The organism is Mucilaginibacter sp. P4_E8, assembly GCF_056401495.1.
In genome coordinates this window covers 55,330-70,646 of the sequence record NZ_JBFUJG010000011.1, presented here as the reverse complement: position 1 = coordinate 70,646, position 15,317 = coordinate 55,330, and the positions used below count along the sequence as shown (strand labels likewise).

General features: G+C 41.7%; 7 protein-coding genes. 2 read left to right on the top strand and 5 right to left on the bottom strand.

Translation table 11 applies throughout. The features are described from left to right. Nucleotides 1–8: 8 nt before the first annotated feature. The 5 genes from AC1DRQ_RS07020 to AC1DRQ_RS07000 all read right to left on the bottom strand — a co-directional run bounded on the left by AC1DRQ_RS07020 (nucleotide 9) and on the right by AC1DRQ_RS07000 (nucleotide 7,308). The gene (locus AC1DRQ_RS07020; RefSeq protein WP_477423170.1) at nucleotides 9–1,025 is read right to left on the bottom strand and encodes an aldo/keto reductase; all 1,017 of its coding nucleotides are present in this window, start codon (nucleotides 1,023–1,025) and stop codon (nucleotides 9–11) included. Between the two features lie 18 nt (nucleotides 1,026–1,043). Further along, complete coding sequence (fucP, locus tag AC1DRQ_RS07015; RefSeq protein ID WP_477423168.1) at nucleotides 1,044–2,312, bottom strand: L-fucose:H+ symporter permease; 1,269 nt, start codon at nucleotides 2,310–2,312, stop codon at nucleotides 1,044–1,046. A 49-nt stretch (nucleotides 2,313–2,361) separates the two neighbouring features. After that, complete coding sequence (locus tag AC1DRQ_RS07010) at nucleotides 2,362–4,314, bottom strand: glycoside hydrolase family 97 protein (protein ID WP_477423167.1); 1,953 nt, start codon at nucleotides 4,312–4,314, stop codon at nucleotides 2,362–2,364. A 6-nt stretch (nucleotides 4,315–4,320) separates the two neighbouring features. Continuing rightward, entirely contained in the window at nucleotides 4,321–5,964 is a 1,644-nt protein-coding gene (locus tag AC1DRQ_RS07005) for an alpha-L-fucosidase (RefSeq protein WP_477423165.1), read from the bottom strand. Nucleotides 5,965–6,420: 456 nt separating this feature from the next. Beyond that, entirely contained in the window at nucleotides 6,421–7,308 is an 888-nt protein-coding gene (locus AC1DRQ_RS07000; RefSeq protein ID WP_429399516.1) for a helix-turn-helix domain-containing protein, read from the bottom strand. A 654-nt stretch (nucleotides 7,309–7,962) separates the two neighbouring features. Between AC1DRQ_RS07000 and AC1DRQ_RS06995 the strand changes: the two genes are divergently transcribed. Continuing rightward, nucleotides 7,963–12,117, top strand: a complete 4,155-nt coding sequence (locus AC1DRQ_RS06995) for a hybrid sensor histidine kinase/response regulator transcription factor (RefSeq protein ID WP_477423164.1) — start codon at nucleotides 7,963–7,965, stop codon at nucleotides 12,115–12,117. Between the two features lie 309 nt (nucleotides 12,118–12,426). After that, nucleotides 12,427–15,273, top strand: coding sequence for a TIM-barrel domain-containing protein (locus AC1DRQ_RS06990; protein WP_477423162.1), 2,847 nt, complete (start codon nucleotides 12,427–12,429; stop codon nucleotides 15,271–15,273). Nucleotides 15,274–15,317: the final 44 nt, after the last annotated feature.

The following is a 15,317-nucleotide window of genomic DNA, read 5'->3' as shown; positions in this document are numbered from 1 at the left end:
TTAATTTTTTACAGATAGGCGGAAGCGTACGATTCGTCAACTAAACCGCATTGTTTCATTTCTATCCAAAATTGTGTTGGGATCTTTAAAGAGGCCAACGCAACATTTTGTGAGACTCTATCAGGATTGGTGGTATTCAGGGCAATGCTGTTAACGCCTGGCGCATTTAGTCCAAATGCCACACATGCATCCGCAGGCTTTATTTGATGATCTGAACACAGCTGATAAAACTGCTCCCGCCAATGATATAAACCCTTGTCTTTTATGGGATCAGTCAGTCGATAATTGTAATAATCCGATCCGGTTAAAAAGCCGCCGTTAAAAACAGCAGAATTGATGATCTGGGTTCCCTGTTTTTCAAGCTCCTGCATAAATTCCACTAATTCGCGGGGATGGTTGTGAATCGTCATGCTGTTGGCTATCATCACCCAATCCAGCTTTACATCATGAGCTATTTTTTTGACGATCTGCCAATCCTTTGAACCCACACCGATGCCATTTACCTTACCATCCTGCTTTAATTCCTTCAGTGCGCGGTAGGCCTCTAATATATCCAGGTAACGTTGAGCTCGTTCCGGCTCATCTTTTGCAGCAGCAAGATACTCGTCAGGGTCATGTACAGATACCAGTTCCGTCCGGTAATCACCCAGCAACTCATCCCCCTGTTCATAGCATTCCAGGATACCTTCATAACTTATCCGCTGAACGGCGTCATATTTCAGGTTGCGCCATACCCCGGGTTCGAAAGTTGGTTCAGCTGTTTTTAATTCGGTGCGCAGCCAACCCAGCTTATTACTGATCAATACATCTGAAGGATTGACATTCAATTGTTTTAGAGACTTTCCCAATGATTCCAGTGCGAGACCAGCGCCATATTTTCCAGCAGAATCAAATACAGCTGGCTTGGGAGAACACCTGACGCTTTCAGCAACAATAGCGCGTTTGGCCTCATCAGAAAGGGCTACATATAAATTTCCTAAACCACTGGTTCCAAAAATTACTTTAGGTAAACTGACTTCTTTCATGCAAGAATGAATTATTTTTTAAAGAATAGCTGAAACCGGCAACCTTTCCGGCTTCACTTTTACACGATGGCCTTTAAAGCCAAAAAATGCCACCACCGCAAAACAAAGCAATGGCACCACATAGCCATATTGTATATTACCGGTTGTATCGCTGATGTAGCCAAACACTCGCGGCAGAACAGCTCCGCCAACGATGGACATAATGATCAGGCTGCTGCCGAATTCTGTATCAGCTTTTAAATCTTTTATACCCAGCGCAAAAATAGTTGGGAACATGATAGACATAAAAAAGCAGATACCAATGACAGTGTAAACGGTTAGCATACCATGACCTAAAATGGCGACAACGCAAAGTAAGATATTGATGCCCGCATAGATTGCCAGTAAGCCCGTTGAACGATAATACTTCATCAGGAAAGTGCCGATAAACCTGCCGATCAAAAATGCAAACCCGCAGATACCTAAATAGTCGGCTGCTTTTACTTCGGTAACACCGGCAGATTTTGTGGCATACAGGATAAACAAACTGAATACACAAACCTGTGCGCCCACATAAAAAAACTGTGCAGCAACACCCCAGGCTAAATGACTGTGCTTTAAGGCATGAAAAATGTTTTTACTGGCTGCATGACCTTCGTGCTGCTGAATTTTGGGCAGGCGGGTAAATGCAAACAGGACAGCTATGAATACCAGTACGCTACCAAGTATAAAATAAGGCATTTTCACAGAAGAGGCTTCGGCGGCAAGGGCCAGTTTGCGGCCTTCCTCGGTCATTACGCTTAATTGTGCCGGCGTATAACCTTTGGTCAGTATAATACGTGCACCTATTACAGGAGCCAGGGTTGTAGCCAGCCCATTGAATGATTGCGCAAAATTAAGCCTTTGAGTAGAGGTTGCCGGATCGCCTAACGAGGAAGCATACGGATTGGCGGCTGTTTCTAAAATGGTTAATCCACAGGCAATAATAAACAAGGCCACCAGGAAAAACACGTACTGCTGCGTATTGGCTGCCGGTATAAACAGATAAGAACCGAACGCAAAAACAAGCAGGCCGGTTATAATACCTGTTTTATAACCATATTTTTTCATGATAAAACCTGCCGGTAAAGCCATCAGAAAATAGGCTATAAATACAGCAGAATCCACCAGGGTAGCCTCAACAGTGGTAAGTGTAAATGATTTTTTTAGGTGAGGTATCAATATGGGATCAAGATTGTGAGCAAACCCCCACAAAAAGAACAAACTGGTAATCAATATAAATGGAAAAAGACCTTTATTTTTTGTCATGACTGGATATTGTATTTTATATTTTCTTTTGCTGATGAAAATGCCATGCTTAATTAGTGGCAGTAATCTTCGCAACCCATCCACCGGCGGTGTCCAAACGGATATTGATAACTGAACTTGCAGAAACCGCTCTTTCAGATCGGGTTAAACTTTGCGGCGAGGATAACACATCTGCCCAGGACGATAAGGTATATTTACCCGACGGTAAAAAATCCATTTTCAATTGCACCGTCCTTTCAGCGTCGTTGGTCATTGCGCCAACATACCAGTCCTTCCCGCTTCTTTTGGCAATTATGATGTATCCGCCCGGATATCCGCCCAGTACCCTGGTATCATCCCAAACAGTAGGCATATTGCTCAAAAAATCAGCTCCCGGCTTACCTAAAATATGTTCCGGAGTATCGCAGTAAACCATAAACGGACTTTCGTAAACCACAAATTTAGCCAGTTCTGCACAGCGGCTGTTCATAACCTGGGTTGGGCTTCCTTTTCTGAACTCCTCCTTTTTTACATTTAAAAACCCACCAGGAGTATAATCCATTTGTCCGGCCAGCATACGAGTGAATGGTAGGGTGGTATTGTGCCCGGCTGTTATCCTGGTTGAAAACTTGGAATATTCTTCGCCTAAAACCCCTTCCCGGGTAATCATATTAGGATAGGTACGTATAATGCCGTCAGGTTTAAAAGCGCCATGAAAATCAACCATTAAATGATATTTTGCGGCTGTTTTAATAATCCGGCGATACCAGTTCACCATTTGCTGATCGTCGCGGTCCATAAAATCAATTTTAATCCCCGCAATACCCCATTGCTCATAAATAGGAAATGCTTTTTCAAAATTATCATTCCGGTTAACATCAGAACTGTATAACCAAAGCCAGCATCTAACATTTTTTGCTTTGGCGTACGCTAAAATCTCCGGCATATTCAATTGTGGTGCGGGTTTAGTAATATCGGCTTCCGGTTTGTTAAACGGCCCGTACCATTGCCAGTCAATAAGCATATAGGGCCAGTGTTGTGCCGATGCCATGTCTATATATTTTTTGATGGTTGGCATATCCATCTTTACATCCCCGCTCCACCAGTTATCCCAGGCACTCATACCTGGCTTAACCCAGCTGGCATCTTTTAACGCACACGGAGGATTCAGGTTCTGTATCAACTCCGATTCAATTAATTTACCAGGCGAACCGGCCAACATTACTACGCGCCAGGGGGTAAGCAGATTATTGGTGAAGCGCGCCTTAACACCACTCTCATTTTCGCTTGGCAAAGGCGATAGCTTGGTGATCAGATCGATTTTACCAGTGGCATTAGTATCTGTTTTTAGGGATCCTATATAAAATCCGGGATAATTATCAATATTCGCTTCTGTAATGGCTGCATAATGACGCTGATCTAATTCGACCAGTAAAGGTAGGCCGGCAATTGTTTTTTCCGTGATATGGTTCAGTGCTCGCGGCCGGAATTCGGTCTCCTGTGAGGAGGTATAGCTGCCATAATCTGCTACCCAGGCCTTTGCGGTTGCCGGTAAATTAAAGCTGGTAAGCTCCCTGACAATCTGCCGGTCGCCAATTTTATCCGCTCCAAATAATTGGTAGCGGAAAGCGACGCCATCATCATAAGCCCTGAAAAATATATTCATTCGGCGCATCTGCCCGGATTTCTCTACCAGCGACAGCACCAATTCATTATAACAATCAGCTACCATCCGGTGCTTTGATTTCACTACCGGTACCCAGGTTTGGTTTATGGAGTGCTCCACATGTCCGGTTATGCTCATATCCGTGCCCATAGCAGGTTCATCTTTAAACTCGAAACCAAGTGATGAAGGATGGACTATTGTTAAGCCGTTACTTGTAACAGTGTATTGCAACCGGTTATTGTTGCTCACCTCCACAACAGTTTTTTTATCCGGCGAGACCAGTTTAAAAGTTTCCGCGAAAGAGGGTACTGCCAGTAAACTGACAGCACCTAAAATGTAATAAAGTTTCAGATTCATAACGGATTAAACAGCTCCTTCTATTTTTAAAACGAACGCATCCTTACCCGGAGCCTGTTCCGGCAATTTTACTTTGAGGCCTGCTTCAGTTTGTTCAAAGCTCAATTTATCGTTTCCAAGCAGGCTTACACTGCTCACGTTACCTATCTCATTACCTTTCGCTAACTTCTTAACAAGGGCTTCGTTCCCTGTGGGCCAACCCATCATAGTAGCGTAAAGGGTTTTACCTTTTACAGTAAACCGGATATCTTCGGCTCCGAATGGCTTTCCTTTGCCTTCGTTAAAGCCCTGCGCATTGATAGGTGCCGCCGAATCTGTTGCCGGGCCTTCTCCAAATACCTTCCAGGGGCGGGTTCCATAAATTGCCTCGCTGTTAACCTGCATCCAGGTTCCTATGCCTTCAACTACCGCACGTTCTTCACTGTCAATCGTGCCATCGCCACGTACCGGAATATTTAACAGGAGATTGCCGTTTTTACTTACAATATCAACCAAAGTATGCACCACCGTTTTGGTGCTCTTGTAGCCTTTATTATCAAATATGCGGCGATCATAGTGCCAGGCGCCAATACAGGTATCCGTTTGCCATGGCAAGGGCTCAATCTGGTTGCTTTGTCCGCGCTCAATATCCCATATCATGCATTTGCGCTGTTGCTCATTCAATACTTTTCCAAACAGTGCCGCCTGCAGTTTGCCATGTTTTTTAATACTTGTATTATACATGTGGGCCGCAATTTTTAAGCCCACATCGCTTACCGGCCAAAGGGGTAAGGCGGTATCATCAAAATAAATCAGTTCGGGGCCGTACTTGTCAATCAGTTCAATGGTGCGATTCAAAAACTTATCACAATAGACTTTATTGGGTACACTTACGCCATTACCCCAGTCCCAGAATTTGCCCGAATCGTTATCCCAACTATACTTGCTCAAGGGATGGTTTTGTGCATATAATTCCTGCGGATCATAGCCATTCCACCATTTACCTGCGCCATCCGCTTTGGTAAGCTTACCATCATAAGGTATGCCCGCGTATGGTCCGGTTTTATCAGCGCGCTGTGCAACCTCGTACCAGGTCCATGGATGGGAGGCATGTACCGTTACACCAAAAGGCAGGTCCTGTTCTTTAGCAGCCTTGGCCCAGCCGCCAATCAGATCTTTTTTGGGGCCAAGCTTGGTAGAGTTCCAGCTCTGGTATTTACTATCATACAAATCAAAGTTATCATGATGGTTAGCCAGAGCCATAAAGTATTTGGCTCCTGCTTTTTTGTATAAAGCCACCAATTCACCTGGATCCCAGTTCTCGGCTTTCCATTCGTTAATCACATCTTTAAAACCAAATTTTGAAGGGTGTCCATATTTTTGAACGTGGTATTTATACTGGTCACTGCCTTCCTGGTACATACCACGGGCATACCAGTCGCCGCGTTCCGGCTGACATTGTGGCCCCCAGTGTGCCCACATGCCAAATTTAGCATCGCGAAACCAATCAGGTACCTGGTATTGAGCCAATGAATCCCATGTTGGCTGAAACGGGCCGGCGGCAATGCCTGGATTTGAACTGGCTTGCAACCAATTGTTACCGTAAAGTTTGGATAGGTATAAGGAAGATAATCCTGTGGCTAAACCTTTTATTAATGTTCTTCTTTTCATAATTGGGTTTGGTGATTGGTAATAAATAGCTATGCCGACCTGCTATCCAAATTTTATTAAGGTTCGATAAGTCACTTTAGCTGTAATTGGTTGATCCGCAATTGATGTATTCCCATCAATAATTGATAATCAAATTTCTTTGAAATAATATCTAAATAATTGACCTAATGGGACTTTTTTTTGTATAAAACCGACTTTTTGCGTACAGGGAAATGCGAATCGGCGAAAAGAATCCAGGTTATTAAATTAAAATTTATATTTTGGTTTTGATTTTAACTGGTTTATTTAGTGCTGGTTAATGTTGAAATAAAACCAATAAATTGTCCAAGTTATTGCACGTTGATAGTTTATGGTTTGGTACTTATAAAAACATTGCCAATGGTTATTTCAGACTCTACTGATCTTTAATTTTAAAATACCAGTTATATTTCCTCTGCCATTACGATACCTCATTGACTAATGATTAAAACCAACCTGGTACATCTGTTTTTTATATTCGCTGGGTGACATGCCAGTCAGCTTTTTGAAGGTTTTGGAAAAATAAGAGAGGTTATCAAATCCGGTTTGAGTACAAATTTCCGAATAAGACATTCTACTTGTCGCCATCAGATACTGTGCACGCTCAACACGTTTTTCATTTATATAATTTAATGGCCTGGTTCCCGTATGCTGCTTAAACTGCCTTGAAAAGTAATCGACATTTTGATTTGCCCGTGAAGCGAGCAGGTGCACCGAAAGATCCAGGTGTAAATTAACAAGGATATAATTTAAGGTTTCTGCAATTTTTACCGGGATAAGTTTATGTTCCGGATGTTTGAACAATTGGGGGTTTAGGAATTTGGCGGTTAGCATCATCAGAATACCCTGGGTTTCCAGGTATGTTGAAGTGTTTTGCTGATTGTTAAGTTCCTGGTATTCTTTATAGTAAATGTCTTTTTCATACACCTTGGGGTTGTCGGACCGATTAATTCCTCTTCCCGGGTTAATTTCAAGAAGTCTGTTAAAAAGGTTAATATCCATTTCGGTAGCTTTTGTTTTCAATACAGCCCTGTTATTAGCAAAAAGGGAGCTTCCATCTGTCGAATCCTCAAAAAACTGAACAAAATATTGGCCCAGGTAATTACTGCAGTTTAAATTACATAGGGTGAAGCTCGGAATGATGTACAAATAGCCTGGTTCAAGCTTTAACAAACTGGCTGCATCTGATATTTCACCTTCTCCGTCATCTATATAATAAATACGGTAATAAGGGCTAATCACATTCCTGTAATTCCATTTAGAGTTAAGCCTTACATAGTCAACGTTAAGGAGCGAAAAAGTATGTTTTAAATTTCTTTTAATCATCTGAATTGCAAATATGCAAATTGCTTTGGCATACCAGTGTGTATATGAATGATTTAAATACAGAAAAGTCGGTTTTTTACAAAAAAAAGTCCATTTCAAACAAATTTTGAGATGTTGGTTTACTGTAGGTTTGAATTAACCAATATAAAGGAACAATACCTCAAAACAGCTGCATTAGTATCAGCGCATTAGCGGGCTTTACCGATGGTGAAAGCTATCAGCGGCATAGATGTTTATGCTTAAAGTCAAAGATGTTACCAGATAGCCAGCAAATCGATTTTTGCCGGTTTGGAAAATAATTACTGGCGACTGTATAAAGCAGAATTGAAACCCAATAAGGAGTAAATAAACAACAAGTTAAACCTATGATGATGAGAAAAAAGGTATAAGCACCTGTTTAAAAAGTGGGGTAGATGCTCAACGCGCTTAACCTTCAGGGAATAGCTGCCAGGCTCATTCCAATTATTAAACTACAATTGATTTTGTTAAGGAGTATGATCGATTACAGTATTGTTGTTTTTTATGTTTTACCATCCACATAATTTCAGTGTTTTTGGATTTATATATTCAAAATTCGATATTTACGAAAGCCAAATCCGGAAACATAGCCTAATCTATTGATTGAATTTTATGAATACCCCGACTCTTTAAGCTATGAGGTATAAATTATCGCTAAGCGCTCTTATCTTATTGTTAATGCTTCGTGTTGCTTTTGCGCAAAACGGCAAATACCAATTTTCGCAACTAAACAGAAGCAATGGTTTGTCTCACAATCAGGTTAACTGTGTCTTTAAAGATTCTGAAGGTTTTATGTGGTTTGGCACGGCAGCGGGTCTTAATCGTTACGATGGTTACACTTTTAAAATATTCAAACATGATGCTTATAATAAAAAGTCTCTTAACGATGATTTTATAACCGGTATTTTTGAAGGACCTGACAAAAAATTATGGGTGTCAACGAGGAACGGATATTGTTTTTATGATCCTGAAACGGAACAGTTTGATAGTGATATATCACTAATGACCGGCTCTTTAAAACTTCCCGGGTATCCTTTTGTCTCTAAAATAATCCGTAGTGGCAAAGGCGAGTTTTGGTTTGTTTGCCCCGATTCCGGTCTTTACAGGTATAATGAATTAAACAAAACAACCAGGCGGTACTATCATCATCGCTCCGGTGCGTTATTACATTCAAATCTTATTGCAGATATTGCAAGGGATGCAACTGGTAATATATGGCTGGCATATCGCGACGGTGTGGTTGAGAGATTAGACATCAACCAGAATAGAATTGCTTATCGCACCGACGTTTTTAGTAAAGCTGCCAGTAATAAGGAAGGGAATTACTCAATTACTGTAGACAGGGATAATGATTTATGGTTATATTCTTCTAATTTTAATTCAGGCGCATATTATTATAATCCTTCTTCCGGAGTATTGCGGCATATTACTGACGAATCAGCCGGGGCAAAATTAAAGTCAAACATCATCACTAATATTGTACAGGCCGATGATGGCCTGATATGGATAGCCACCGATCACGGCGGCATAAACGTGTTAAACAAAAAAAGTTTCACGGTCACCTATTTATTGAACCGGGAGGATGATGCGAAGTCGCTAAGTCAAAACAGCGTGATCCTTTATAAAGATGATTCGGGTATTATGTGGGCCGGCACATTTAAAGAGGGGGTAAGTTATTATCATAAAAATATTATCCGGTTTCCACTCTACAGGCATTTCGCCTCCGATCCGGGAAGTTTAAGTTTTGAAGATGTTAACAAGTTTGTTGAAGATAAAAACGGCAACCTGTGGATCGGGACAAACGGAGGAGGGCTGATCTACTTTAACCGTAAAACCGGCAGTTTTAAACAATACAAGTATGAGCCGGGGAATCCAAATAGTCTCAGTAATGATATTGTTGTTAGTTTATGTATCGACCATGATCAGAAATTATGGATAGGAACCTATTTCGGCGGGCTCGATTGTTTTGATGGGAAAAATTTTATTCATTATAAACATGATGATAAGGTAGCCGGCAGTATCGCTGATAACCGGGTATGGAGTATTCTTGAAGATTCTTCGAACAGGTTATGGATAGGAACATTTGCCGGGGGGCTTCAAATATTTGACAGGGACAAAAAGATATTTTCTTCTCCTCTTAAGCAAACGGATATCAGGTCGCCTTATATAGCCACACTCTTTGAGGACAGGAAGGGTAATATCTGGGTAGGGGGATACTTTGGCGTTGATGTAATCTTGAAAAATAAGGACAGGGTTATTCATTACAGTGCTGATAAGAAAGGCACAAACAGTTTGATCAGCAATGGCATAAATTGTATAATACAGGACAGCCGGGGCCTCATCTGGATATCAACGCGCGAAGGGGTAAGCATTGTTTACCCCGAAACTGGGTTTATCAGATCGTTAACAGCGAAAAACGGATTGCCGGACAACACCATAATGGATATCCTGGAGGATAACCGGGGGATAATATGGTTAAGTACAGCCAACGGGTTGAGCAGGATAACCTATATCCAAAAGCAAGCGCCTTACACTTTCAGATTTGAAAACTTTGATGAAACGGATGGCCTGCAAGGCAGGGAGTTTAACACACGCGCTGCCCTCAAAACCAGTAAGGGCGAATTGATATTTGGAGGAGGACATGGTTTTAATATTTTCGATCCGTTAACCATACATGCCAATACACATAAGCCGAAATTGATTTTTACGGATTTTCAGCTGTTTAACAAAAGCATCAAGGCTAATGAGGAAGTTAAGGGACATGTTGTTTTGTCAAAGGCTATTTCGGCAACCCGTGAGCTGACACTGACACACAGTGAAAATGTATTTACCATTGAATTTGCCGCGCTAAACTTTTTCAATCCAAATAAAGTAAAGCATCAGTACATGATGGAGGGTTTTGATAAGGATTGGATTGATGCAGATAATACCATACGAAAAGCTACATACACAAATCTTGATGGCGGCGACTACATTTTTAAGGTACGCGCGATTAGTCAGGAGGGAAGATGGGAGCCCGATTATATGACATTAAAAATTAAGGTGTTACCTCCGTTTTGGAAGTCGACAATGGCCTATTTTATTTATATAATACTTTTATTTGGAATCCTGTTTTTTATACGTCGGCGCGGAATCCAAAAAATAAGAAGGCAGTTTGAAGTTGAAAAAGAGAAGCAGGAGGCAAAATTACTGATTGAGCATGAACGCCACGAGGCCAGGCGTATGCATGAACTTGACATGATGAAAATCAAGTTCTTTACCAATGTAAGCCATGAATTCAGAACCCCCTTATCATTGATCATGGCTCCGGTTGATAAGATCTTAAAGCACACCGAAGCAGAGGAACAAAGGCACCAGTTACAATTGATCAACCGTAATGCCAAACGGTTACTAAATATGGTAAACCAGTTGCTTGATTTCAGAAAAATGGAAGTGCAGGAACTCAGGCTGCATGCACGGAACGGGGATATTATAGGTTTTATTAAGGAAATGGTTTATTCCTTCTCAGATGTTGCCGAGAAAAAGCACATCCGGCTGGTATTCGATTCGGAAATTCAAAGCCTGGTTATGAACTTTGACCACGATAAAATAGAACGTATCGTCTTCAATCTGCTTTCCAATGCATTTAAGTTTACACCTGACGAAGGACATGTCAGTGTTATATTAGCTATAACTGAAAAAGCATCTGAAAAACGGTTGCTGGAGATAAAGGTTATTGATACAGGCATTGGAATCCCGTTTGATAAGCAGGACAAAATTTTTGAACGCTTTTTTCAGAACGAAGTACCCGGCTCTATGGTTAACCAGGGCAGTGGTATAGGTTTATCAATAACAAAGGAATTTGTAAAGCTGCATAATGGTGAAATATCAGTAGAGAGCGAGGCGGGAAGGGGCAGTTGTTTTACCATATTGCTTCCTGTTGATTTAACAGCTGAGGAACAAGTGCCGGCTAACAATACGCTCGAGCCGGCGATAACCGATGGTCAGGCCTTGCTACAGGCGGGATGCGGTAACACAGTCAAAAAGCTTACTGTTTTACTGGTTGAAGATAACGAAGATTTTCGCTTTTATTTAAAGGACAATTTAAATGATACTTTTAATGTCATTGAGGCCGCTAATGGCAAAGAGGGTTGGCAAAAGGCCCTGGCCCTGCATCCTAACCTGGTAGTCAGCGATATCAGTATGCCCGAGATGAATGGCATCGATCTATGCCGGAAAATACGTAACGATAAACGGACATCGCATATACCGGTTGTATTACTTACCGCTGTTACAGGGGAAGAGCAGCAATTGCAGGGGCTTGAAACCGGTGCCAACGACTACCTAACCAAGCCTTTCAATTTCGAGATACTGATATCCAAATTGAAGAACATACTGGCTATGCAGGAAGACATGCGCAAAACCTATCAAAAGCAGCTTGATGTCAAGCCAACAGATGTGGTTGCCGAATCATTTGATGAAGTTTTTATTAAAAAAGCATTGCTCCTTGTTGAAAAAAATATTGATAATGCCGATTTCTCTGTTGAAGAGCTAAGCAGTGAATTATGCGTGAGCCGAGTTACTTTGTATAAAAGAGCATTGGCTTTAACCGGGAAGTCACCTGTTGAACTCATTAGATCCATTCGTTTAAAACGTGCTGCGCAATTGTTAGAAAGCGGGCACTTAACCATATCCCAGATATCATATAAAGTTGGATTTAAAAGTCAGAAGTATTTTGTGCGTTCCTTTAAGGCTGAATTTAATTGCCTCCCATCAGCCTATGTCAACAGAAAAAACGAACAACCTGAATAAACATTTAAATACAGCAGTGTCCATCGGATATTCCAGCTCTTCTCAGGCCCATTTTGTTAAACTTTTTCGCTTTATTTTCAGTCCCACGGTCTAAAAGTGCGCTTATATTGGATTTAAGTTTCTGTATAACAGGTATTTGACTGCTGTTAACATTTGTGCCCCTATTTATAAACAATCGATTGCGAGCATGCCCGTAACTTCATCCCCATTGAAAGACGAACAGTGAAATTTCTAATGCTTCTGTTGGTATTGAAATCATAGCTCGTATACGATAACCAATTTTAATATTATAACCTATTTAATTAGACTATGCCAAAACGTGTACTCCTTAGTGCCTGTACTTTTTTTTTAGCTTTTATTTTTACTCATGTATATGCGCAAAACGTTTATAAAAAAGTAAATGATGGGCTTATTATTAATCTGCCTGAAACATTAATCCAGAATGCTCGGCTGCTTCGACTGCAGGTGATCTCTGATAAAATTATCCGAGTAACAGCTACTCCCGAGAATGCATTCTCCATCGAGAAAAGCCTGATGGCTACAGCGCAGATAAATCCATCTATTACCTGGAGTGTAGCTCAAAGAGATGACCAGGTGATGTTAACGACTACATCTGTAACTGCTCGTGTATCGTTAACACAGGGTACCATAAGTTTTACTGATAAAGCAGGTAATATTATTTTAAGTGAAAAACCAGGCCGTACGTTTATTCCTGTATCAAATAATGGAGAAGGTTCCTATCATATTATACAAACTTTTAATAGCCCCACTGATGAAGCCATTTATGGTTTAGGTCAACACCAGAATGGGATAGTAAACTTTAAAAATCAGCACCTGGAGTTGCTACAGAACAACACCGAGGTAGCGGTGCCATTCCTGGTATCCAGTAAGAATTACGGTATTCTTTGGGACAATTACTCCCTTACTAAATTTGGCGATACTCGCGATTACCAACCTGTTTCGGGGCTGAAATTATTTGCTGCGGATGGTAGTGAAGGCTGGTTAACGGCTACCTATGCAAAAAAATCAGATTCGACCGATGTTTTTGTACAGCGCCCGGAATCTGATATTGATTATTCTTTTTTGGAGGACATGAAGAACTTCCCCCAGGGTTACAAGTTGGGAGAGGGAAAAGTAAGCTGGATAGGCTCCATAGCATCAACTTACACCGGTACCCATCAGTTTTGGCTTAAATATGCAGGTTATGTAAAAATATGGATCAACGGTAAATTGCTTGCCGACCGCTGGAGACAGGGCTGGAATCCGGGGACTGCTGTATTGGATATAGACCTGATCAAAAACAAAAAATATTCCATTAAAATAGAGTGGCTGCCCGATGCCGATGAATCATTCATCGCGTTGAAGTGGTTGAGCCCTTTAAATCAGGAACAAAGAGAGAAATATGCTTTCGACTCCGAATCAGGTAATCAGCTTGACTATTATTTTGTATATGGCAAAAATGCTGATGAGATTATCAGCGGGTACCGCAATATTACGGGTAAAGCGGTAATTATGCCGCAATGGGCCATGGGTTTCTGGCAAAGCCGTGAACGCTATAAAACACAGGATGAAATTCTGAATACGGTAAAGGAATTTCGTTCCAGGAAAATCCCCCTTGACAATATTGTGGAAGACTGGTCATACTGGAAAGAAAACCAATGGGGAAGCCAGGAGTTTGATGAAAGCCGCTTCCCGGATCCGGCTGGGATGATCAGCGCTTTGCATGATCAGTATCATACTCATTTCATGATATCGGTATGGGCCAAGTTCTACGAAGGTATTGAGAACTATCAATATTTTGATAAAAACGGTTGGTTGTACAAACGCAATATAGCAAAGCGTCAGCGCGACTGGATCGGCAAGGGGTATTTCTCTACTTTTTATGATGCCTATAATCCGCAGGCCAGGAACGCGTTCTGGGGCCTGATGAATAAGAATTTATATACCAAAGGGGTGGATGCCTGGTGGATGGATGCTTCCGAGCCTGATATTACGTCAAACCTGAATGTTCAGAGCCGTAAAGACCTGATGAACCCTACCTACCTTGGGTCGTCCACACAATATTTTAATGCTTTCCCGCTGCAAAATGCTAAGGGTATTTATGAGGGGCAACGTGGCACCAATCCCAATACGCGTGTATTCCTGTTAACCCGATCGGCTTATGCAGGCTTGCAGCGCTACGCTGCAGCTACCTGGAGTGGCGACGTTGCTGCCCGTTGGGATGATATGAAAAACCAGATCCCGGCGGGAATCAATTTTGCGTTGTCGGGTATACCCTATTGGACTATGGACATTGGTGGCTTTGCAGTAGAGCACCGCTACGAGAAACCAAACGAAAAAGATCTTGCCGAATGGCGCGAGCAGATAACACGCTGGTACCAGTTTGGTGCTTTCGTGCCACTATTTCGTGTACACGGGCAGTTTCCGTACCGTGAGATCTATAACGTGGCTCCGGAAAACCATCCCGCTTACCAAAGCATGCTTTATTATGATAAGCTGCGCTATCGTTTAATGCCTTATATCTACAGTCTGGCAGGTATGGCCTATCACCATGACTATACCCTGATGCGTGGCCTAACAATGGATTACAGGAAAGATGAAAAGGTGAAAAACATCACTGATGAATATCTTTTTGGCCCGGCTTTACTCATTAACCCGGTTTATAACTATGGTGCCACCAGCCGGAACGTTTACCTGCCCCAGGGTAATGGCTGGTATGATCTGTATAGCGGTAAATACGCAGCAGGGGGTCAAACCATAACCGCTGCTGCACCTTATGACCGCATCCCGGTATATGTAAAAGAAGGTTCGATTATTCCTTTCGGCCCTGAGATACAATATACCGGTGAAAAGCCAGCCGATCCGATCACCTTATATGTATACACAGGTAAGGATGCAGAATTTACTCTTTACGAAGACGAAGGAACTAATTACAACTATGAAAAAGGCGCTTTCAGCACCATTCAAATAAACTACAATGAGGCCAATAAAACCCTGTCCATTGATGACCGGAAAGGCCGTTTTGCAGGCATGATTAGCAGCCGAAAGTTTAATGTGGTATGGGTTAACATGAATAATCCCGTCCCGCTGAATTTTGAATCGAACAGTAACCAGCAGATAAATTATGAAGGAAAAAAAGTAACACTAAAATTCTAACCACAATTCAATTAAGAAATCAATTACCAATTATGAACCCCTAT